The sequence below is a fragment of the Serratia sp. PF-27 genome, assembly GCF_030053255.1.
In the GTDB taxonomy this organism is placed as follows: Bacteria; Pseudomonadota; Gammaproteobacteria; order Enterobacterales; family Enterobacteriaceae; genus Serratia; species Serratia bockelmannii.
In genome coordinates, this window is sequence record NZ_JASGBT010000002.1 from 106,530 (window position 1) to 127,862 (window position 21,333).

The 21,333-nt window shown below is 58.5% G+C and carries 18 protein-coding genes; 5 read left to right on the forward strand and 13 right to left on the reverse strand.

Annotated features, from left to right (window positions below; all coding sequences use genetic code 11):
* Positions 1–58: 58 nt before the first annotated feature.
* Positions 59–1,024 carry an L-tyrosine isonitrile synthase gene (gene pvcA / locus QMZ29_RS00795; protein WP_261427444.1) on the reverse strand — a complete coding sequence of 322 codons (966 nt, stop codon included), beginning with the start codon at positions 1,022–1,024 and terminating at the stop codon, positions 59–61.
* Positions 1,025–1,215: 191 nt separating this feature from the next.
* Between pvcA and QMZ29_RS00800 the strand changes: the two genes are divergently transcribed.
* On the forward strand, positions 1,216–2,142 hold the full coding sequence (locus tag QMZ29_RS00800; RefSeq protein WP_025301527.1) for a LysR family transcriptional regulator: 927 nt from the start codon (positions 1,216–1,218) through the stop codon (positions 2,140–2,142).
* A 272-nt stretch (positions 2,143–2,414) separates the two neighbouring features.
* Here QMZ29_RS00800 and ispH read toward each other — a convergent pair whose 3' ends face one another.
* Genes ispH through ribF form a run of 5 tightly spaced genes read right to left on the reverse strand, consistent with a single transcriptional unit; the run spans position 2,415 to position 8,131 of the window.
* Positions 2,415–3,368 carry a 4-hydroxy-3-methylbut-2-enyl diphosphate reductase gene (ispH, locus tag QMZ29_RS00805; protein ID WP_025301526.1) on the reverse strand — a complete coding sequence of 318 codons (954 nt, stop codon included), beginning with the start codon at positions 3,366–3,368 and terminating at the stop codon, positions 2,415–2,417.
* Positions 3,349–3,819 carry an FKBP-type peptidyl-prolyl cis-trans isomerase gene (gene fkpB, locus QMZ29_RS00810; RefSeq protein WP_038628869.1) on the reverse strand — a complete coding sequence of 157 codons (471 nt, stop codon included), beginning with the start codon at positions 3,817–3,819 and terminating at the stop codon, positions 3,349–3,351. The genes ispH and fkpB overlap by 20 nt, the downstream gene beginning before the upstream one ends.
* A gap of 1 nt (position 3,820) precedes the next feature.
* Complete coding sequence (lspA, locus tag QMZ29_RS00815) at positions 3,821–4,330, reverse strand: signal peptidase II (RefSeq protein ID WP_025301524.1); 510 nt, start codon at positions 4,328–4,330, stop codon at positions 3,821–3,823.
* Positions 4,331–4,343: 13 nt separating this feature from the next.
* Positions 4,344–7,160, reverse strand: a complete 2,817-nt coding sequence (ileS, locus tag QMZ29_RS00820) for an isoleucine--tRNA ligase (RefSeq protein ID WP_049207244.1) — start codon at positions 7,158–7,160, stop codon at positions 4,344–4,346.
* 32 nt (positions 7,161–7,192) lie between these two features.
* Complete coding sequence (gene ribF / locus QMZ29_RS00825; protein ID WP_049207243.1) at positions 7,193–8,131, reverse strand: bifunctional riboflavin kinase/FAD synthetase; 939 nt, start codon at positions 8,129–8,131, stop codon at positions 7,193–7,195.
* Positions 8,132–8,521: 390 nt separating this feature from the next.
* On the opposite strand from ribF, the gene rpsT reads away from it, so the two are divergent.
* A complete protein-coding gene (gene rpsT, locus QMZ29_RS00830; RefSeq protein ID WP_004932960.1) occupies positions 8,522–8,785 on the forward strand; it encodes a 30S ribosomal protein S20 in 264 nt (87 codons plus the stop codon).
* 71 nt (positions 8,786–8,856) lie between these two features.
* On the opposite strand, the gene nhaR is transcribed toward rpsT, so the two are convergent.
* From nhaR to dnaK, 4 genes are all read right to left on the reverse strand, one after another.
* A complete protein-coding gene (gene nhaR / locus QMZ29_RS00835) occupies positions 8,857–9,756 on the reverse strand; it encodes a transcriptional activator NhaR (RefSeq protein WP_004932962.1) in 900 nt (299 codons plus the stop codon).
* Positions 9,757–9,948: 192 nt separating this feature from the next.
* Positions 9,949–11,115 carry a Na+/H+ antiporter NhaA gene (nhaA, locus tag QMZ29_RS00840; protein WP_025301521.1) on the reverse strand — a complete coding sequence of 389 codons (1,167 nt, stop codon included), beginning with the start codon at positions 11,113–11,115 and terminating at the stop codon, positions 9,949–9,951.
* 236 nt (positions 11,116–11,351) lie between these two features.
* Positions 11,352–12,476 (reverse strand): molecular chaperone DnaJ, encoded by a 1,125-nt coding sequence (gene dnaJ / locus QMZ29_RS00845; RefSeq protein ID WP_004932969.1) that lies wholly within the window; start codon positions 12,474–12,476, stop codon positions 11,352–11,354.
* 106 nt (positions 12,477–12,582) lie between these two features.
* On the reverse strand, positions 12,583–14,496 hold the full coding sequence (gene dnaK, locus QMZ29_RS00850; protein ID WP_004932972.1) for a molecular chaperone DnaK: 1,914 nt from the start codon (positions 14,494–14,496) through the stop codon (positions 12,583–12,585).
* 324 nt (positions 14,497–14,820) lie between these two features.
* Here dnaK and satP point away from each other — a divergent pair, with 324 nt between their 5' ends.
* Positions 14,821–15,420 carry an acetate uptake transporter gene (gene satP / locus QMZ29_RS00855; protein ID WP_033652984.1) on the forward strand — a complete coding sequence of 200 codons (600 nt, stop codon included), beginning with the start codon at positions 14,821–14,823 and terminating at the stop codon, positions 15,418–15,420.
* A gap of 44 nt (positions 15,421–15,464) precedes the next feature.
* On the opposite strand, the gene QMZ29_RS00860 is transcribed toward satP, so the two are convergent.
* The 3 genes from QMZ29_RS00860 to tal all read right to left on the reverse strand — a co-directional run bounded on the left by QMZ29_RS00860 (position 15,465) and on the right by tal (position 18,589).
* Positions 15,465–16,772, reverse strand: coding sequence for an MFS transporter (locus QMZ29_RS00860; RefSeq protein WP_197769298.1), 1,308 nt, complete (start codon positions 16,770–16,772; stop codon positions 15,465–15,467).
* Between the two features lie 124 nt (positions 16,773–16,896).
* The gene (gene mog, locus QMZ29_RS00865; RefSeq protein WP_015376607.1) at positions 16,897–17,484 is read right to left on the reverse strand and encodes a molybdopterin adenylyltransferase; all 588 of its coding nucleotides are present in this window, start codon (positions 17,482–17,484) and stop codon (positions 16,897–16,899) included.
* Between the two features lie 151 nt (positions 17,485–17,635).
* Positions 17,636–18,589 (reverse strand): transaldolase, encoded by a 954-nt coding sequence (gene tal, locus QMZ29_RS00870; protein ID WP_004932982.1) that lies wholly within the window; start codon positions 18,587–18,589, stop codon positions 17,636–17,638.
* A gap of 383 nt (positions 18,590–18,972) precedes the next feature.
* On the opposite strand from tal, the gene QMZ29_RS00875 reads away from it, so the two are divergent.
* The gene (locus QMZ29_RS00875; RefSeq protein ID WP_025301518.1) at positions 18,973–20,409 is read left to right on the forward strand and encodes an alanine/glycine:cation symporter family protein; all 1,437 of its coding nucleotides are present in this window, start codon (positions 18,973–18,975) and stop codon (positions 20,407–20,409) included.
* 106 nt (positions 20,410–20,515) lie between these two features.
* Positions 20,516–21,292, forward strand: a complete 777-nt coding sequence (yaaA, locus tag QMZ29_RS00880; protein ID WP_197769297.1) for a peroxide stress protein YaaA — start codon at positions 20,516–20,518, stop codon at positions 21,290–21,292.
* Positions 21,293–21,333 lie beyond the last annotated feature (41 nt).

Here is a 21,333-nt window from a genome sequence, read left to right on the forward strand (position 1 = left end):
CAACGTGCCGTCAAAAACGCGCCCGTCAGGATTTCGGGCGCAAAAGCATGCAGCGGCCTCAGGCCATCTGCGGTTGTTCGATCAGGTAATGGCTCGGCGTGCCGCGGATCTCTACCAGCTCGCCGTCCAGGCTCTGCGCGTCTTTACGTTTCATCAGCACGAACTGGCCGTTCACGTTGGCTGCCACGCCGTGCCACGGCGTCAGCCAGTCGTCTTTGGTCGGCATCATGTGGATACCCATTTTCAGACTGTCGACCGGCTGCGGGTGAATCGACAGACGGATCGCCGCCGGGAAGTGCTGCGCCAGCAGATTGCCCCAGGCCCAGCTGCGCTGGATCACGCCGCAAGCGCGCTGTTTGGCGTCTTTCTGCAGCGCGGCGTTGGAACCGCTGTAGCCCGGCAGTTGGCTGTCTTCATACAGGAAGCGCGTGATGGCGCGGTACAGCAAGAGGCCCTGTTCGTCCTGCATCAGTTGCTGTTTGATCGCCTCTTCCGATTCGGCATAGCCCTCCACCAACAATCGGCGCAGCAGATCATAATCATCGGTATGCTCCGCCAGGCCTTTGACATCGCCGAGGTTGAACACGCTCAGGTATGTCGCGCCCACTTCATGCAGCAGGCTTTCAATCTCGCGCTGATAGTGGTTGATCGCGTCGTCGCTGACGCGGATCAGATCGCCGAACACGTGACCGTCGGAGCAGATAACGATATGCGCCCCCGGCGGGTAATAGAGCTGAATGCGCTGGCACAGCGAGTTGAGGAAGATCAACGACAGCCGCTCCGCCATGTCCGGCAGCGCACCGATCACCTTGTTGGTGTTGGGCGACTTGGTCGGGAAGGCCGGTAGCACGAATTCGATACGTTGCTCGTTTTCGATGAATGCCCGAATGCGCGGCAATTGCACCTGAGTGACCCGCCGTTCTTCTTCGGCGATCGAGGTGTCGTCGCCGGGGAAACGGCGGCGGTATTGCAATAATTCACGTAGGATCTTTAACGATATTTCTTCTTTCTGAGCGCTGTCCACAATGAGCTCCTGTTGCGATGTGGCGCGGGTGTATTATTGATAAGCGCAATAAGATTTATCAAAAAGAGAAAAAATCTCTGCAAAATAATAATCAGCCCGGCGTTTATATGCTTCAGGCAATATAGAAGAGATGGTGCTATATTATTAGCCCGTATAATTCACAATCTTGGTTAAGTTGTGCTTAACAAACTATGAGCAATATTTTAAAACGCATGGCCATTTTCTCAAAAGTGGTCGATTGCGGCGCATTCAGCATGGCGGCAAAAGAATTGGGCATGACGACCTCCGCCGTCAGCCAACATATTCGCCAGCTGGAGGAACATCTGGGCATTCAATTACTGTTGCGATCGACGCGTTCATTGAGTCTGACCGAAGCAGGATTGTGTTTTTATGAAGATTGCCTGCTGATGATCCACGCAGCCGAACGTGGCCAACAACGGATCGCCGCGCTGCGCGGCGAGCTGGTCGGCGAACTACGTGTCGCCACCTCCACTGAATTCGCCACCCACTATCTGGTGCCGGCGCTGCAAAGCTTCCTCGATGAACACCCGCAGCTTACGCTGCGACTGGAAATCCACGATGAGAAGATAGACCTCATCACGCAACGCATCGATCTGGCGATACGTGGCGGCGTGCTGGCCGACTCCAGCTACGTTTCCACGCGGCTGGCGCGCTGCCGTGAAGTGTTATGCGCCTCACCGGCCTACCTGGCACACCACGGCGTGCCGGATTCACCGCAGGCGCTGAGCCATCACCACTGGGTCACCTTTACACCGCTCGGCAACCCGCAGTTTGTCCGTCTTATCCATCGCGACGGCGGCGAACACCGCATGCGTATGACGGGGCGTTTGTTCACCAACAGCGGTATGGCGATGAAGGAGTTGGCGCTGACCGGCAAGGGGATCATTCGCAATTTCTTCGCCAACGTTGAACGTGAATTGCGCAGCGGTGAGCTGATTGAAATATTGCCCGATTGGCGGTTACCGGAAATTAATTGCTATGCCATTATGCCGCGCAGGGAGATCCAGCCATTAAAAGTCAGACGGTTGCTGGAACATATGAAACTCTATTTGCAGGAGAAGGGATTAACGGCCGTAGAACATATTCGACAGGAATAAAATAAGAAACATCTGCAACATCCATTATTGTAATTATTGTAATCACTTTGCCAACACCGGGCCTCATTTAGATTGCAGCCTAATGATATTCTGATTAATGACTTTTCGCCAGCCTTTATAATTAAATACACCGCCGTTATTTCAAATACTCAGAATAAATTTGACTTTAGTTAGCAGAAAATTTGAATATGCATGGCATGTTATTTTTAACGCGGCACGATTCCAAAAAAAACGGGAAGCCTAAGCTCCCCGCTGTCATCCGCCGGCGCATGTCAGTCAATCTGACGAACGTCCACCCGCAGCTCTTTAGGCACTTCAAACACGATGTTCTCTTCACGCCCGCTGATTTCATGCACGTCCAGGCCGCCCAGCGCTTTCAGGCGAGAAATCACCTCCTGCACCAGCACGTCCGGTGCCGAGGCGCCGGCGGTAACGCCGATATTGCGCGCTTCGCTCAGCCAGCTCTCCTGAATATCCGCCGCCGAATCGATCAGATAAGCCGGTTTGCCCACGCGCTGCGCCAGTTCAGCCAGACGGTTAGAGTTGGAAGAGTTCTTTGACCCCACCACCAGCACCACATCCGCATCGCCTGCCAGGTTACGCACCGCTTCCTGACGGTTGGTGGTGGCGTAGCAAATGTCATCCTTACGCGGACCGATAATGCTCGGGAAGCGCTGACGCAGCGCGTCAATCACGTCCGAGGTATCATCAACCGACAGCGTGGTCTGCGTCATGAAGCACAGATTGCTTTCGTCTTTCACCTGCAGCTTCCACACGTCTTCCGGCGATTCGACCAGGTACATGCCGCCCTTCGGGTTGCTGTACTGGCCCATGGTGCCTTCCACCTCCGGATGACCGGCATGGCCAATCAGAATCGCTTCGGTGCCGCGGCGGCTGGCGCGCGCCACTTCCATATGCACCTTGGTCACCAATGGGCAAGTGGCATCGAACAACATGGTCAGATCGCGCGCCTTGGCTTCGGCGCGTACCGCCTGAGACACGCCGTGCGCCGAGAAGATCAGGATAGAACCGTCCGGCACTTCGGCGATCTCTTCGATAAACACGGCGCCCCGCTCACGCAGGCTGTCAACCACGTAGCGGTTGTGCACCACTTCATGCCGTACGTAGATCGGCGCGCCATACAGCTCCAGCGCACGTTCCACGATGCTGATCGCACGATCAACCCCGGCGCAGAAGCCGCGCGGGTTAGCCAGCAATATTTGCATGCGTCTCCTCCTGCTGCGGATCGATCTCCAGCACTTCAATGTCGAAGGTCACCGGATGGCCCGCCAGCGGATGGTTGAAATCGACGGTGATTGAATCCTCCGCCACCGCGCGCACCACGCCCGGCATTTCGCTGCCGTCGATGGCGGTAAACAGCATGATGGTGCCCACGTCCGGCACGCCGGTTTCCGCGAAGTCGCGGCGCGAGAAGAACTGGACCAGATCCGGGTTCTCCGCGCCGAACGCCGCTTCCGGCTGCAGGGTAAAGGCACACTTGTCGCCCGCTCGCAGGCCGAGCAGCTGCGCTTCCAGCGGCGCCGACAGGCTGCCGTCACCCAGACGGAACAGCGCCGGTTTGCCGCTGCTGCGGGTAGATTCGGCGGTCGAACCGTCTTCCAGTTTCAGCGTAAAGTGAACCAGCACCGCGCTGTCACTGATAATCTGAGCCGTCATGTTACTCACCTTTACTCTTTGCGCCTTTGTTCGCCGGCGACAGGAAACCTTCCAGCACGATCATCGCCGCACCCACGCAGATAAAGCTGTCCGCCAGATTGAAGGTCGGGTAGTGCCAGTCACCGACGTAGAAGTCGATGAAATCGACCACAAAACCGTGCCACAGGCGATCGAACAGGTTGCCCAACGCCCCACCGATGATGAAGGCGTAGGCGATGTTGTTCAGCTTCTGCTGCGCCGCGCTGCGGTACATCATCACCAGCAGCACCGCGACGATGGCGATGGCGATGCCGGCGAAGAACCAGCGCTGCCAACCGCCGTGATCGGCCAGGAAGCTGAACGCAGCGCCGTAGTTGCGCGCGTAAAACAGGTTGAACGACGGGATCAACGGTTGGGACTGGCCCAGCGTAAAGTTAGCGAGGATCCACTGCTTGCTGCCGAAATCCAGCGCCAGCACCGCCACTACAACCCACAGCCAACGCAGGCCGGTCGAACAAATTGGTTTACTCATCAGGCGCGAGTTCTCAGGCAAAGTTACGCTTCTCGCCGTCACCGGCGACGTTGCTCACACAGCGGCCGCAGATGTCTGCGTGCTCCGCCACCAGACCGATATCGGTGGTGTAATGCCAGCAGCGCGGGCACTTCTCACCTGGCGCCGTGCTGAAGGCGATCTTCAGCCCTTTCAGCAGCTCGGAGGCCTGCGCGTCGGCCGGCGCATCCGCCAATGGCGCAACGCTTGCCGCAGAGGTCAGCAGCACGAAGCGCAGCTCATCCTGCAGGCTGTTCAGGCGAGCCGCTAGCTCGCTGTCGGCATACAGCGTCACCGCCGCTTCCAGCGAACCGCCGAGGCGTTTGTCGGCACGCGCCTGCTCCAGCACCTTGTTCACTTCGCCGCGCACTTTCAGCAGCTCAGCCCAGAAAGCGTCGTTCATCGGCTCGCCTTCCGCCAACCCGAACAGGCCGTCGTACCACTCTTCGGTGAACACGTACTGCGCGCGTTTGCCCGGCATGAAGCCCCAGATCTCGTCTGCGGTGAACGACATGATCGGCGCCATCCAGCGCACCAGCGCTTCCACGATGTGATACAGCGCGGTCTGGCAGCTGCGGCGGGCGACGCTGTCGCTCTTCGCGGTGTACTGACGATCCTTGATGATATCCAGGTAGAAGGAGCCCATCTCGACCGAACAGAACTGCATCAGGCGCTGCACCACTTCGTGGAAATCGTAGTTGGCATAAGCCTGCTCGATATCCTGCTGCGCCGCCAGCGCGCGGCCGACCGCCCAGCGATCCAGCACCACCATGTCTTCAGGCGCCACGCAGTCGGTGCTCGGCTCGAACCCGTTCAGGTTGGCCAGCAGGAAGCGCGCGGTGTTGCGGATGCGGCGGTAAGAGTCGGCGGAACGCTTGAGGATCTCGTCGGATACCGCGATCTCGCCGGTGTAATCGGTCGACGCCACCCACAGACGCAGAATGTCGCCGCCGAGCTTGTTCATCACGTCCTGCGGGCTGACGGTGTTGCCGATCGACTTGGACATCTTGCGGCCCTGGCCATCGACGGTGAAGCCGTGGGTCAGCACTTCTTTATAAGGCGCCTTACCTTTCATCGCGGTGGAGATCATCAGCGATGACATGAACCAGCCGCGGTGTTGGTCGGAGCCTTCCAGATACATGTCGGCGCCGTGGCCGTTGAATTCAGGGCGCACATCGACAACAGAGGCGTGGGTAGAACCGGAATCGAACCACACGTCCAGCGTATCCGGCACTTTCACGTAGTCGGCGGCTTCCGCGCCGAGGATGTCGGCCGCGTCCAGATCCCACCAGGCCTGAATGCCGTCTTGCTCGACGCGCTTGGCCACTTCTTCCATCAGCTCAACGGTGCGCGGGTGCAGCTGCTCGGTCTCTTTGTGCACGAACAGCGACATCGGTACGCCCCAGGTGCGCTGACGCGAGATGCACCAGTCCGGGCGGTTGGCCACCATCATTTCGATGCGCGCCTGGCCCCAATCCGGGATCCACTGCACGCCCTTGATCTCTTCCAGCGACTGCTGACGCAGGCCTTTCTGATCCATGCTGATGAACCATTGCGGCGTGGCGCGGAAGATGATCGGCGTCTTGTGGCGCCAGCAGCACGGATAGCTGTGCAAGAACTTCTCGACGTGCAGCAGCGCGCCTTTGTCACGCAGCAGATCGACGATCAGATCGTTGGCCTTGAAGACGAACTTGCCGTCCAGCAGCGGGTAGGTGCCGGTCAGGTAGCAGCCGTTCGGCCCTACCGGGTTGGCCACTTCCAGGCCGTATTTCTGGCCGATCACGAAGTCGTCCGGGCCGTGGCCTGGCGCGGTGTGCACCGCACCGGTACCGGCGTCCAGCGTCACGTGCTCGCCGAGGATCGCCGGCACGTCGAAGTCCATGAACGGGTGTTTGAAGCGCAGCAGCTCCAGATCGGCGCCTTTGCAGCTGCCCAGCACCGTCCACTCGGTGATGCCGGCGCGTTTCATCACGCTTTCCACCAGTTCGGCCGCCAGGATCAGGCACTGGCCGTCAACCTGCACCAGTTGATAGGTGAAGTCCGGATGCAGCGAGATCGCGCGGTTGGCTGGCAGGGTCCACGGGGTGGTGGTCCAGATAACCAGCGAGATGGCGCCGTTGAAGTGGCTCACGCCAAACTTGGCCGCCACGGCAGCCGCGTCGGCCGCATGGAAGGTCACGTCGATCGACGGCGAAGTCTTGTCGTAGTACTCCACTTCCGCTTCCGCCAGCGATGAGCCGCAGTCGGTGCACCAGTGAACCGGCTTGGCGCCTTTCAGCAGGTGGCCGTTGCTGATGATCTTGCCCAGCGCGCGGATAATGTTGGCTTCGGTTTTGAAATCCATGGTCAGGTAGGGACGATCCCAGTCGCCCAGCACGCCCAGGCGGATGAAGTCCTTCTTCTGACCTTCAACCTGCTCGGCCGCGTACTCGCGGCACTTCTGGCGGAACTCGGCCGCCGTCAGCTTCTCGCCCGGTTTGCCGTACAGCTGTTCCACCTTCAGTTCGATCGGCAGGCCGTGGCAATCCCAACCCGGCACATAAGGCGAGTCGAAGCCGGCCATCCCTTTCGACTTGATGATAATGTCTTTGAGAATCTTGTTAACCGAGTGACCAATGTGAATGCTGCCGTTCGCATACGGAGGGCCGTCATGCAAAATGAAGGTTTTTTTGCCCTTTTTGGCAGTACGAATAATCCCGTACAGATCCTGTTCATACCAACGTTGCAGCATGCCAGGTTCGCGCTTGGCGAGATCGCCGCGCATCGGGAACCCTGTTTCCGGCAAGTTCAGGGTATTCTTGTAGTCACTCATTAGATTCTCGGTTCCGTTTTCGGCTATAGAGATTAAACCGGTGTCTGTAGCCCGAAGAACTTCCGGGCCGTCACCACATCATTGGCGATTTGCTGCTTCAGGGCATCGAGAGAAGCAAACCGTTGTTCATTGCGCAATTTTGCGCGGAGCACCACCTCAATATGGCGCCCGTAAAGATCCATTGTGACATCCAGCAGATGCACTTCCAGCTGCTGGCGCACGCCGGCGACGGTCGGACGCGTGCCGATGTTGGCCACGCCCGGCAGCGGCTGCGGCCCCAGGCCGTACACCTCCACCGCATACACCCCTTTCACCGGCGCCACCAGGCGCTTGAGCGGCAGGTTGGCGGTCGGGAAGCCGATGGTGCGGCCCAGCTCATCGCCGTGCACCACGCGCCCGGAGATGCTGTACGGGTGGCCCAGCAGGGTCTCTGCCAGCGGCAGATCGTCCTCGCTCAGCGCGGTGCGGATCGCGGTGCTGCTGATGCGCCGATCGCCTTCGCGGAAGGTCGGGGTACTGACCACGTCGAAGCCGTACTCTTTTCCGGCCTGCTGCAATAGCGGAAAATCGCCCTGACGCCCGGCGCCAAAGCGAAAATCATCCCCCACCATCAGGAATTTGACGCCCAGTTTTTCCACCAGCAGCTCGGCGACGAACGCCTGCGCGGTGTTGGCGGCGAAACGCGGATCGAACTTGACGCACAGCAGGTAATCGACGCCCGCCTGCGCCAGGTAGTTGGCCTTGTCACGCAGGCGCGTCAAACGGGCCGGCGCCTTGTCTGCGGCGAACATCTCCAGCGGCTGCGGCTCAAAGATCATGACCATCACCGGCAGCCCGAGGCGTTGCCCTTGTTGCTTCAACTGCTCCAGCAACGCCTGATGACCGCGATGCACGCCGTCGAAGTTGCCGATGGTGAGCACGCAACCATGGTGGCGCGCCCGGATATTGTGAATGCCGCGAATTAGCTCCATAGCTGGCTCAAAACAGTGGAAATCGGCGGATTATACCTTGTACAGCCGGTAAGGTTAACCCGCGATTGGTGCCTTTATGTAATAGACATACCATACCGGAGATAATCTGCGCGTGAAACGGCTTCGCCGCAGTTTATCCGGCGCCACCGGGCCGATTCTCGACCGCGGCCAACGGCTTGCGTCCGCCGCGGCAAAACATTGGCGAATTTTCTCGCGAAACACTGTATTCCCAAGAGCGAAGCTGGTAAAATCCTGCGCCATCACAACGTAGCGAGTGCCGCCTGTACAAACGGCGCTTATTTGCACAAATCCATTGACAAACGAAGGCTAAAAGGGCATATTCCTCGGCCTTTGAATTGTCCTCAATAGAATATATTTGGGAGTTGGACCTTGGCTAATATCAAATCAGCTAAGAAACGCGCCGTACAGTCTGAGAAACGCCGCAAGCATAACGCAAGCCGTCGCTCAATGGTGCGTACCTTCATCAAGAAGGTAGACGCAGCTATCGCAGCTGGCGACAAAGAAGCAGCACAAAATGCATTCCTGGTAATGCAGCCACTGGTGGACCGTCAGGCAGCTAAAGGCCTGATCCACAAAAACAAAGCAGCGCGTCATAAGTCAAACCTGACTGCACGCATCAACGCAATGCAGTAAGCATTTCGTTATCTGCTTGATAAAAAAACCGGCTCAGGCCGGTTTTTTTACGCCCTGCGTTCAGTGAACCGCTAGCAGGAAAACAGCGCCGAGAAGTCTTTGTTGCAGACGCGCTGCACCGCCGGATGCTGGATCATGCGCTCGGCGAAGATGATGTAATACTCCTCCTGCACGCTGTCTATACGTCCAATCTCCACCACGTTATCATCGTTGTAGGTATCCTGCGCATACAGCGTCGGCGCCACGAAGATCGCGTTGTGGTACATGCCGAAAGCCTTCATCAGCGCCGCATCGTCGAACTCGCCCAGAATCTCCACCTGGATGCCCTGCGTATTGAACCAGTTGAGCAGTTTGCGCCCCAGCATCGAACGGCGGCCGGGGATCAGCAACTTGCGCTGCTCCAGGCAGGCCGGGAACGGCAACTCCGGCGCCGGCTGGCGACAGAAGAAGCTGATGCCGCACTCGCCCAGCTTCAGCGAGAACAGCCCTTCCTGCTGGCTGGAGTCCACCGGGCAATCCGACAGGATCATATCCAGCTTGTGCTGGCTGAGCTGCTCCAGCAGCATCTCGTGCGTCGATTCAAAACAACGCAGGTGGATCTGTTCGTTGTCCACCACCACCGCCGTTTCCAACACCTGGCTGACCAGGCGCTTCGACAGCGCGTCCGCCACGCCGACGTCGAACAGCAGATTCGACTCTTTGCGATAGTTGACGATATCCAGCATTTCCTGGCTGAGCATAAACATCTTGTCAGCATAGCGGAACACCAACTGCCCCAGCTCCGAAGGCACCAACCCGCGCCCCTGGCGTTTGAACAGCTTGCCGTCCAACCGCTCTTCCAGCGCCTTGATCTGGCCGGTGATGGTCTGCGGCGTCAGAAACAACGCTTCAGCGGCGCCGACCACGGAACCGGCCTTGCAGACCTGCCAGAAATAGTAAAGGTGATTAAAGTTGATATGCGACATCCTCACGAGCGGCTCTCCTTAACAACGTTTCGCAGCGGCAAACGGTGTGCCGTGACGAGCGACAAACTTCCTTTCCCTGCTTCAGACAACGTATAGCCCCATTAGTCCCAACGAAGAACGGCCGAAGCTGCACATATTTTATACCGTACAGCTCCGACCAGCCATTTTATTATGTGCCCTTACCGGGCACATTCAGGATTAACGTACGCGCGGCAACGCCAGACGCAGCAATCCATACCCTACTACCGCCGCAGCCGTCGAGCCCAACAGGATCCCCAGACGGGAATAGGTGCTGAGCGCCATATCCGCCTCGCCGAACGCCAGCGAGGCGATAAAAATCGACATGGTGAAACCAATACCGCAAAGCACCGAAACGGCAAATACCTGTTTGAAGCCGATGCCTTCAGGCAAACGGGCGATGCCCATTTTTACCGCCAGCAGGCTGAAGAGGAAAATCCCCAGCGGCTTACCGATAAACAAGCCAGCCGCAATCCCGACCGGCAGCAGCGACGTCAATCCTTCCAGCGATACGCCCTGCAAAGAGACCCCGGCGTTAGCGAAAGCGAACAGCGGCAGGATCATAAACGCGACCCACGGGTGCAGCTCATGCTCCAGCGTTTCCGATGGCGATGGCCCCTTCTTGACGTTCAGCGGGATCATAAAGCCGACGATCACCCCGGCCAACGTCGCGTGCACCCCGGACTTGAGGATCGCCACCCACAACACCAGGCCAACCATCATATACAGCGAGGTTTTTCCCACGCCACGCCAGTTCATCACCGCCAGCAGCACCGTCGCCGCCGCTGCCACGCCCAGCGCCACCATCGACACTTCGTGGGTGTAGAACAGCGCGATGATGATAATCACGCCCAGGTCATCGATGATCGCCAACGCCAGCAGGAATACTTTCAGGCTAGTCGGCACGCGGTTGCCCAGCAGCGCCATTACGCCCAGCGCGAAGGCGATATCGGTCGCGGCCGGGATCGCCCAACCCTGGCGAGTGACTTCATCCGCGCCGTTGAAAAGCAGGTAAATCAGCGCCGGCGCCAGCATGCCGCCCAGTGCGGCGATCGCCGGAAATACCGCCTTGTCACGCCCGGACAGCGAGCCTTGCATCAGCTCGCGCTTGACCTCGAGCCCCACCACCAGGAAGAAGATGGCCATCAGGCCGTCGTTGATCCACAGCAGCAGCGGCTTGGCGATCTCCAGCGAAGCAATTTTCACCATCACCGGCAGGTTAAGGAATGCCTGATAGATCCCCTGCGCCGGGCTGTTGGCCATGATCAGGGCGACGATCGCCGCCGCGATCAGAATGATGCCGCCCGCGGCTTCCTGACGTAAAAATTGACGAATGATGTTGGTCACAGTACGTCTCTCCAAATCTGTGCAGGACGTAGCGCCCTGCGAACCACAGTCATGAAGTGAGTATAGAGGGCGTTTTAGTTCGAAAAAATAAGTTTATAAATGCTAAATAACTCGAAAAAACCGATTAAAAGCACGAATAAGTCACATTATTGATAGGGAATTAGGGGTGCAGCATGCAAATAAAAACCCCGCAGCAGACGCCCGGGGTTCTAATATAACCTATAATAAACAGCAGGTTAACGAGTCAGGTCGTCAAAGAACTTTTTCACCCCGTCGAAGAAGCTCTTCGAGCGCGGGCTGTTCTTGTCACCGGACGGGCCGCCCAGGCTCTCTTCCAGCTCACGCAGCAGCTGCTTCTGCTTGTCGTTCAGATTGACCGGTGTTTCCACCACTACGCGGCACAGCAGGTCGCCCTGGCTGCCGCCACGCACCGATTTCACACCCTTGCCGCGCATGCGGAACAGCTTGCCGGTTTGGGTCTCCGAAGGCACCTTCAGTTTCACCCGGCCATCCAGCGTCGGCACTTCAATCTCGCCGCCCAGCGCCGCCATAGCAAAGTTGATCGGCACTTCACAGTACAGGTTGTTGCCTTCACGCTCGAAGATCGGGTGCGCCTTCACCTGCACCTGAACGTACAGATCGCCCGCCGGTGCGCCGTGCTCGCCGGCTTCGCCTTCACCCGCCAGGCGGATGCGGTCGCCAGTATCGACGCCGGCCGGAATTTTCACCGACAGCGTTTTGGATTTCTCAACCCGGCCGTGGCCGTGGCACTTGTTGCACGGATCTTTGATGATCTGGCCGCGGCCATGGCAGTGTGGACACGCCTGCTGCACGGTGAAGAAGCCCTGACGCATTTGCACCTGGCCTTGACCGTGACAGGTTGGGCAGGTGACCGGTGAACTGCCCGGCTTGGCGCCGCTGCCGTGGCAGACGTCGCACTCTTCCAGCGTCGGGATGCGGATCTCTTTGGTGACGCCACGTACCGCTTCCTCGAGGGTCAGCTCCATGTTATAGCGCAGATCGGAACCGCGGCTGGCGCGCTGACGGCGGCCTCCGCCGAAGATATCGCCAAACACGTCGCCAAAGATATCGCTGAAGTCGGCACCGCCGCCAAAGCCGCCGCCGCCCATGCCGCCCTGTTCAAAGGCCGCGTGGCCATACTGGTCGTAGGCCGCGCGTTTCTGGTCGTCGGTCAGGACTTCGTAAGCTTCTTTAACTTCTTTAAACTTGGTTTCGGCGTCTTGTTCCTGGTTACGGTCAGGATGGTATTTCATCGCCAGGCGTTTATACGCCTTTTTGATCTCACGTTCATCCGCCGTCTTGCTGACGCCGAGAATCTCGTAATAGTCTTTCTTCGCCATTCTTTCGCTTACCCTTAACATGCGTGCACGGGCGCAGAGTTGCCTCGACGCCCGTGCTGGTTTCCGGTAGCGGCATCTCGGCCGCCCCGTGCCCGCTTAAGGGCGATTATTTTTTGTCTTTAACTTCTTCGAACTCAGCGTCAACCACGTCGTCGTCTTTCTGCGCCGCGTTGTCCGCGCCGGCGTCAGCACCCTGCTGAGCCTGCTGCGCCTGAGCCATTTCCAGCAGCTTGCCGGAAACCTGCACCAGCGCCTGAGTCTTCGCTTCGATCTCGGCTTTATCTTCGCCTTTCACCGCTGCTTCCAGATCTTTCAGCGCCGCTTCGATCGCCGTTTTATCTTCCGCCGGCAGTTTGTCACCCGCTTCTTCCAGCTGCTTGCGAGTACCGTGGATCAGGTGATCCGCCTGGTTACGCGTCTGTACCAGCTCTTCGAACTTGCGGTCAGCTTCAGCGTTCAGCTCGGCATCGCGCACCATTTTCTGGATTTCGTCTTCGTTCAGGCCAGAAGATGCCTTGATGGTGATCTTCTGCTCACGACCGGTGTTCTTGTCTTTGGCAGACACGTGCAGGATGCCGTCAGCATCGATATCGAAGGTCACTTCGATCTGCGCCATGCCGCGCGGTGCCGCCTGGATGCCGTCCAGGTTGAACTGGCCCAGAGATTTGTTATCGCTGGCGCGCTTACGCTCACCCTGCAGCACGTGGATGGTTACTGCAGACTGGTTGTCTTCCGCAGTAGAGAACACCTGGCTGTGCTTGGTCGGGATCGTGGTGTTTTTGGTGATCAGCGGCGTCATCACGCTGCCCATGGTTTCGATACCCAGCGACAGCGGGGTCACGTCCAGCAGCAGAACGTCCTTCACATCACCGGCCAACACGCCGCCCTGTACCGCAGCGCCTACGGCAACCGCTTCGTCCGGGTTCACGTCTTTACGCGGTTCTTTGCCGAAGAAGTCTGCGACTTTCTTCTGCACCATTGGCATACGGGTCTGGCCGCCCACCAGGATCACGTCCTGGATGTCGGAAACCGACAGGCCTGCGTCTTTCAGCGCCACTTTCAGCGGTTCGATAGAACGCGCAACCAGATCTTCAACCAGAGACTCGAGTTTGGCGCGAGTCACTTTGATGTTCATGTGTTTTGGACCGGTCGCGTCTGCAGTGATGTACGGCAGGTTAACGTCGGTCTGCTGAGCGGAAGACAGTTCAATCTTCGCTTTCTCAGCGGCTTCTTTCAGGCGCTGCATCGCCAGCGGATCGTTGCGCAGATCGATACCCTGATCTTTCTTGAACTCTTCCACCAGGTAGTTGATCAGACGGCTGTCGAAGTCTTCGCCACCCAGGTGGGTGTCACCGTTGGTCGCCAGCACTTCAAAGGTTTTTTCGCCGTCAACGTCGTCGATTTCGATGATAGAGATATCGAAAGTACCGCCGCCCAGGTCATAAACCGCGATGGTGCGGTTGCCGACTTCTTTGTCCAGGCCGTAGGCCAGGGCCGCAGCGGTCGGTTCGTTGATGATGCGTTTGACTTCCAGACCCGCGATGCGGCCGGCGTCTTTGGTCGCCTGACGCTGGGCGTCGTTGAAGTAAGCCGGTACGGTGATAACCGCTTCAGTTACCGGTTCGCCCAGGTAATCTTCCGCCGTTTTCTTCATTTTTTTCAGCACTTCCGCAGAGATCTGCGGCGGAGCCATTTTCTGGCCTTTCACTTCCAGCCAGGCGTCGCCGTTGTCGGCTTCGACGATTTTGTACGGCATGATCGCTTTGTCGCGCTGCGCTTCTTCATCCTGGAAGCGGCGACCGATCAGGCGCTTGATGGCGAACAGGGTGTTTTCAGGGTTGGTCACTGCCTGACGCTTAGCCGGCTGGCCAACCAGAGTTTCACCGTCCTGGGTATATGCGATAATAGAAGGAGTGGTGCGGTCGCCCTCGGCGTTTTCCAGCACGCGTGCCTTGGCACCATCCATAATTGCTACGCAAGAGTTGGTAGTACCCAGGTCGATACCAATAATTTTGCCCATCTAAACGTCTCCACTAAAAAATTCATAATCAGTCAGGTTGCTAACCTATATGCGGGCGATTTTTTGCTTTTCAACTGCCCGATATCTCAGTGCGACCCGCGGTTAGCAGCTGCGGTTGCAAATAAGATGGGGCCATCCCGTCCGGCATCAAGGGGCAAGGCGAAAAAAATTTCTTTTTTTATCGTCATTCAGATCATTGTTTCCGGCTGCGGGGATCATTATGATGCGCGCGCTCTGGTGGAAAACTTCGATTTTTTGGCCATTCAGACCATTTATGATTTTACTTCGCTGTTTCCGTTAATTTTCTGTTATCGCAGAGGACTTATGCACACCAACAAGTTGGCGAATCCCGGCCCTCTCGGCCTGATGGGCTTCGGGATGACCACCGTCTTGCTGAACCTGCACAACGCGGGCTTTTTCCCACTGAACTCCGCCATCATCAGCATGGGGATTTTCTTCGGTGGCCTGGCCCAGATCTTGGCCGGTCTGCTGGAGTACAAGAAGGGCAACACCTTCGGCATGACGGCGTTCACCGCCTACGGCAGCTTCTGGCTGAGCCTGGTCGGCCTGCTGCTGCTGCCGCGTCTGGGCCTGGCTGAAGCCACCGAGGCGCACGTGCTGGGCATCTACCTGGCGCTGTGGGGCGTCTTCACCCTGTTCATGTTCTTCGGCACCCTGGGCGCCAACCGCGTGCTGCAGTTCGTGTTCGCCAGCCTCACGCTGCTGTTCGCCTTGCTGGCCGTCGGCAACATCACCGGCAACCACGCACTGCTGACCTTCGCCGGTTATGAGGGTATCATCTGCGGTGCCAGCGCCATTTACCTGGCGATGGCCGAAGTGCTCAACGAGCAATACGGCCGCACCGTGCTGCCAATTGGCGAGCCGGCTCCGGCCCGCGTCGCGGCCTCGCCGGTCACGGCGTAATCGCCCTTCCCTGACGAAAAAGCCCTGCAGTGCAGGGCTTTTTTTTAGCTGTAGGAACCGGCTCGCCGCTCGCCGGCTTCGCTGTTCAGGTCGCGATGCAGGTAGACGCCGAGCAGCAGCCCGATGAGCGACAGCGCCAGCACATAGTAAGCGGGCGCTAACGGGGTCAATTTCATGATCAGCGTCACAAAAATAGGGGTTAAACCGCCAAAAATAGCGTACGAGACGTTATATGAGAACGAGATGCCGGTAAACCGCACTTCCGCCGGGAAGGCCCGCACCATCACATACGGCACGGCCCCCACCACGCCTACGCTGAAGCCCACCAGCGCATAGCAGGCGAACAACATTTCCGGGCGCACGCCCACCGTTTGATAGAACAGCCAGCTGCAGCCGGCCAGCAGCACACTGCCGACCACCAGCGTTTTGCTGGCGCCGAAGCGATCGGCCGACAAACCGGCGACAATGCAGCCGGCGATCAGCATGATGGTGGCGATACTGTTGGCCTGCAGCGTCAAAGCCGGCGCAATGGCGAACTGTTTTTGCAGATAGGTTGGGGTCATCAGGATCACCACCACGATACCCGCAGAGAGCAGCCAGGTCAGCAGCATCGACACCACCACTTCCCGTTTGTGATTGAGCACCACCGATTTCAGCGGCAGCTCTTCGGCCAGCGCTTTACGCGCCTGCATCTCGATAAAGATTGGCGTTTCCTGCAGCCAGCGGCGCAGGTACATCGCCACCAAGCCGAACATGCCACCCAACAGGAAAGGAATACGCCAGCCGCCGCCGGCGATGCTCTGCGGGCTAAGCGTGGTATTGATCACCGTCGCCACCACCGAACCCAGCAAGATGCCTACCGTCAACCCGGCGGTCAGCGTGCCGCAGGCGAAGCCGATGCGCCGGCGCGGCACGTGTTCGGCGACGAAGACCCAGGCGCCCGGCACCTCACCGCCGATCGCCGCGCCTTGCAGCACGCGCATCAACAGCAGCAGCAGCGGCGCGGCGATGCCGATGCTGGCGTAGGTCGGCAGCAGACCCATCGCCAGCGTCGGCAACGCCATCAGCAGAATGCTCAGGGTAAACATCTTTTTGCGGCCGACCAGATCGCCGAAGTGCGCCATCACGATGCCGCCCAGCGGGCGGGCAAGATAGCCGGCGGCGAAGATGCCGAAGGTTTGCACCAGCCGCAGCCACTCCGGCATGTCCGCCGGGAAGAACAGATCGCCGACCACGGCGGCGAAGAACACGAAGATGATGAAGTCGTAAAACTCCAGCGCGCCGCCCAACGCGGCCAACGTCAGCGTTTTGTAGTCTTGCCGGTTCAGCCGGCGATTAGTGTCGTGAGGCATAGGGCACCGTCGGTAAAGGCTGTAAAAATAAAAGCCACAGGCTTTCTGTAAAAGAATCCTTACTATAACGGCAAATTATTTTCACACCAGGCGGGCTGAAGCCGATCTCGCAGAACGCTGAAATTTAGAGGTTTATCTCGCGACGCGCGCTCTTTGGCCGAAATGCTGCTACCACCGCGGCGTGCGTTTCGACGTAAGGCCCGTCGAGCAGTTGAATGCAATAAGGCACGCTGGCGAAGATGCCGTGCACCACCGCATTGCCCTGCTCATCCTTTACCCCTTCCAGCGTTTCTTTGATCGACTTCGGTTGGCCGGGCAAGTTGATGATCAGCGCCTGCTTGCGGATCGCTCCCACCTGGCGAGAAAGAATTGCCGTTGGCACATAGTGTAGGCTGATCTGACGCATTTGCTCGCCGAAGCCGGGCATCACGCGATCGGCGATCGCCAGCGTGGCGTCGGGGGTGACGTCGCGACGCGCCGGCCCGGTGCCGCCGGTGGTCAGCACCAGATGGCAGCCCATTTCGTCCACCAGCTCACACAGCGTTTGTTCAATTTGCGTCTGCTCATCGGGGATCAGCCGGGTTTCCAGCTTGAACGGCGTCGCCAGCGCGCCGGCCAGCCACTCCTCCAGCGCCGGAATGCCTTTATCCTGGTAAACGCCGCCGGAAGCGCGGTCAGAAACGGAAACCAAACCAATACGTAAAATATCCATGCGTAACCTCTACAGCCTGATGGGGTCCGAACGGGTTCGTCTCCCGTTCTGTTGTCATTGCCGAGAGTATAAGGGCTTCCCCCGCCGGCGGGAGCGTCGGGCATAAAAAAAGGTGGCCTGAGCCACCTTTTTACTGCGCGATCTGCAGGAATTACAGCAGGTCGGCGATCATTTTTTCCAGTTTACCCTGGTCTACGGCGAACTTGCGGATGCCGTCGGTCAGTTTCTCAACCGCCATCGGATCCTGGTTGTGCTGCCAGTAGAACTCAGGTTCGGTCAGTGCGGCAGGACGCGCCTTCACTTCACCGGTGTAAGACAGTTTGCGCTCCAGCGCGCCTTCGCTCTCCGCCAGCTCTTTCAGCAGCGCAGGCGCGATGGTCAGGCGGTCGCAGCCGGCCAGTTCGATGATTTCGCCGACGTTACGGAAGCTGGCGCCCATCACCACGGTGTTGTAACCGTGCTGTTTGTAGTACTGGTAAATTTCGGTCACGGAGATCACGCCCGGATCTTCGTGCGGGGCGAACTCTTTCTTGTCGCCGTTGGCTTTGTACCAGTCGAGGATACGGCCAACGAACGGCGAGATCAGGTAAACGCCGGCTTCGGCACAGGCGCGAGCCTGAGCGAAGGAGAACAGCAGCGTCAGGTTACAGTTGATGCCTTCTTTCTCCAGCTGCTCCGCCGCGCGGATGCCCTGCCAGGTCGAGGCCAGTTTGATCAGAATGCGATCGTTGCTGATGCCGGCTTCGTTGTACAGCTTGATCAGGCGCTTGGCCTTGGCCACGCTGGCAACGGTGTCGTAAGACAGACGCGCGTCAACCTCGGTGGAGATGCGGCCCGGAACCAGTTTGAGGATCTCCAGACCGATGTTGACTGCCAGCTTGTCGGCGGCGTCGGCGATCTGCTGCTCGCGATCGCTGCTCTGGCCGCGCGCCCAGGCGATGGCTTCGTCAATCAGTTTGCGGTATTCAGGAATTTGGGCTGCATTGAGGATCAGCGAAGGGTTGGTTGTGGCGTCCTGCGGTTGATACAGCTTCATTGCCGCGATATCACCCGTATCTGCAACCACTGTAGTCAGCTGGCGCAGGGAAGTTAATTTGTCGGTCATGTTGGCATTATCTCATCGTTTGTGCATGAACTTTTGGCATTGTTCAACCATGCCCTGCCCTGATAATAACATGCGCCAAGCCCGGCGCAAGGCTGGAAAACCGCGGCGCGCAAGCATCTGTTTTATCCTTGGGCGAGCAACCGTTTACGCCGATATCTTTCGCCATAACCGAGCGGATGGAAAGGCAATAACGTGCTATCGCCCGAATAAATTATGTTAAATTCGAAAAAATTGATGCAATTCGTCCGCTAATCTGCGAAAAATCTTAATCGACTGACGCCGGACCGATTCCAGCTAAGCTCTTGTAAAAAATAGGCCAATGTTTTTCACCTGCGGTGGATGCTGCCAGGTGCGCATGACATTTCGATAAGAGGAGGGATCCCTTGACGGACCTGATGAATTTTATAAACAACATTTTGTGGGGGTCAGTGCTGATTTATCTGTTGCTCGGCACCGGCATCTACTTCACGTTGCGTACCCGCTTTATCCAGCTTCGCCACTTCAGCCACATGTTCTCGGTGTTGAAAAACAGCAATAAAAGCGACAGCGCCGGCATCTCCTCTTTTCAGGCGCTCTGTACCACGCTGGCGGCGCGCGTCGGCACCGGTAACCTGACCGGCGTCGCCATTGCCCTGACCGCCGGCGGCCCCGGCGCCATCTTCTGGATGTGGGTGGTGGCGTTTATCGGCATGGCCACCTCCTTTGTGGAAAGCTCGCTGGCTCAGCTCTACAAAACCAAAGACGATAACGGCAACTACCGCGGTGGCCCGGCCTATTACATGGAAAAAGGTCTCGGCATGCGCTGGATGGGCGTGCTGTTCTCCATCTTCCTGATCATCGCGTTCGGTCTGGTGTTCAACGCCGTACAGGCCAACTCCATCGCCCAGGCCTCCGCCGTCGCCTTCCATTTGCAGCCGCTGCACGTCGGCATCGGCCTGGTGTTGCTGAGCGGCGTGGTGATCTTCGGCGGCATCCGTTCCATCGCCAAAGTGGCCGAACTGGTGGTGCCGCTGATGGCTGGCGCCTACCTGCTGTTGGCTCTCTGGGTGATTGGCCATAACATCGAACACATGCCGGCGATCCTGGCGCTGATCTTCAAAAGCGCCTTCGGCCTGCAGGAAGCCGCGGCCGGCGCCGTCGGTTACGGTATTTCCCAGGCGATGACTCAGGGCGTGCAGCGTGGCCTGTTCTCCAACGAAGCCGGCATGGGCTCGGCGCCCAACGCGGCGGCGTCCGCCTCGCCTTATCCGCCGCATCCGGCTTCGCAAGGCTATGTGCAAATGCTCGGGGTGTTTATCGATACCATCGTCATCTGCAGCGCCACCGCGGCGATCATCCTCTCTTCCGGCATACTCGATCAGCCGACCGACAGCATCAGCGGCATCGATCTGACCCAGCGCGCGCTGTCAACCGCCGTCGGCAGTTGGGGGGCACCGTTCGTCGCCATCGCCATCTTCTTCTTCGCCTTCACCTCGATCATCGCCAACTATGCCTATGCCGAGAGCAACCTGGTGTTCCTCGAGCACAACCACCCGGGCGGCCTGCTGATTTTCCGCTGCGTGGCGCTGGGCATGGTGATGTTCGGCGCGCTGGCGGAGCTGCCGCTGGTGTGGAAAATGGCAGATACCTCCATGGCCCTGATGGCGATCACCAACCTGACGGCGATCCTGCTGCTGTCGCGGGTGGCGCTGAAACTGGCCGACGACTACCATCGCCAACGCCGCCTGGGCAAGCTGCCAACCTTCGACGCCACCCGTTATCCGGAGCTGAAGTCGCAGCTGGAGCCGGGCGTGTGGGACGACCAAAAGCCGCCGCGCTGAGTTTTCCGGGGCGCCTGCGATACGCGCCCCGGCCTATTGGACCGATTGCCCCTTTTTCCCGCGCTTTTTGCTACAGTATCCGCACTTGGATAAACAGGATCTGGCCATGCTCGTTATTATTTCCCCTGCAAAAACTCTCGATTACGAAAGCCCGCTGGCGACAGAACGCTTCACGCAGCCCGAACTGCTGGACAAGTCGAAACAGCTGATCAACATTTGCCGCGAGCTGACGCCGGCGCAAATCGCCAGCCTGATGAGCATCAGCGACAAGCTGGCCGGGCTGAACGCCGCGCGCTTTAGCGAGTGGCAGCCGAAATTTACCCCGGACAATGCCCGTCAGGCGCTGCTGGCGTTCAAGGGAGACGTTTACACCGGCCTGCAGGCGCAGGATTTCAACGAAGCCGATTTCGACTTCGCCCAGCAGCATCTGCGCATGCTGTCCGGCCTGTATGGCGTGCTGCGCCCGCTCGATCTGATGATGCCGTACCGGCTGGAGATGGGCATCAAGCTGGAAAACCCGAAAGGCAAAGACCTGTACAGCTTCTGGGGCGATAAAATCACCCAGAAGCTCAACGAAGCGCTGGAGCAGCAGGGCGACGACGTGGTGGTCAATCTGGCGTCCGACGAGTATTTCAAGGCGGTGAAGCCGGCCAAACTGCACGGCGCGCTGATCAAACCGGTGTTCCTAGACGAGAAGAACGGCAAGTACAAGGTCATCAGCTTCTACGCCAAGAAAGCGCGCGGGTTGATGAGCCGCTTTATCATCAAAAATCGCCTGACGCGCAGCGAACAGCTGGTGGACTTCAACCTGGAAGGCTACGCCTTCGACGAAGCCGCCTCGCAGGGTAATGAACTGGTGTTCAAACGCCCGGAGCAGGCATAAAAAAAGCCGTCGCAAGACGGCTTTTCGCATTCTAGCCTGCT

Coding starts and splice junctions, on each gene's coding strand:
- satP (WP_033652984.1), top strand. CDS start 14,821: ATGCACACCAACAAGTTGGCGAATCCCGGCCCTCTCGGCCTGATGGGC.
- dnaK (WP_004932972.1), bottom strand. CDS start 14,496: ATGGGCAAAATTATTGGTATCGACCTGGGTACTACCAACTCTTGCGTA.
- lspA (WP_025301524.1), bottom strand. CDS start 4,330: ATGAGTAAACCAATTTGTTCGACCGGCCTGCGTTGGCTGTGGGTTGTA.
- QMZ29_RS00860 (WP_197769298.1), bottom strand. CDS start 16,772: ATGCCTCACGACACTAATCGCCGGCTGAACCGGCAAGACTACAAAACG.
- ispH (WP_025301526.1), bottom strand. CDS start 3,368: ATGCAAATATTGCTGGCTAACCCGCGCGGCTTCTGCGCCGGGGTTGAT.
- ileS (WP_049207244.1), bottom strand. CDS start 7,160: ATGAGTGACTACAAGAATACCCTGAACTTGCCGGAAACAGGGTTCCCG.
- tal (WP_004932982.1), bottom strand. CDS start 18,589: ATGACCGACAAATTAACTTCCCTGCGCCAGCTGACTACAGTGGTTGCA.
- QMZ29_RS00800 (WP_025301527.1), top strand. CDS start 1,216: ATGAGCAATATTTTAAAACGCATGGCCATTTTCTCAAAAGTGGTCGAT.
- yaaA (WP_197769297.1), top strand. CDS start 20,516: ATGCTCGTTATTATTTCCCCTGCAAAAACTCTCGATTACGAAAGCCCG.
- ribF (WP_049207243.1), bottom strand. CDS start 8,131: ATGGAGCTAATTCGCGGCATTCACAATATCCGGGCGCGCCACCATGGT.
- fkpB (WP_038628869.1), bottom strand. CDS start 3,819: ATGACGGCTCAGATTATCAGTGACAGCGCGGTGCTGGTTCACTTTACG.
- dnaJ (WP_004932969.1), bottom strand. CDS start 12,476: ATGGCGAAGAAAGACTATTACGAGATTCTCGGCGTCAGCAAGACGGCG.
- mog (WP_015376607.1), bottom strand. CDS start 17,484: ATGGATATTTTACGTATTGGTTTGGTTTCCGTTTCTGACCGCGCTTCC.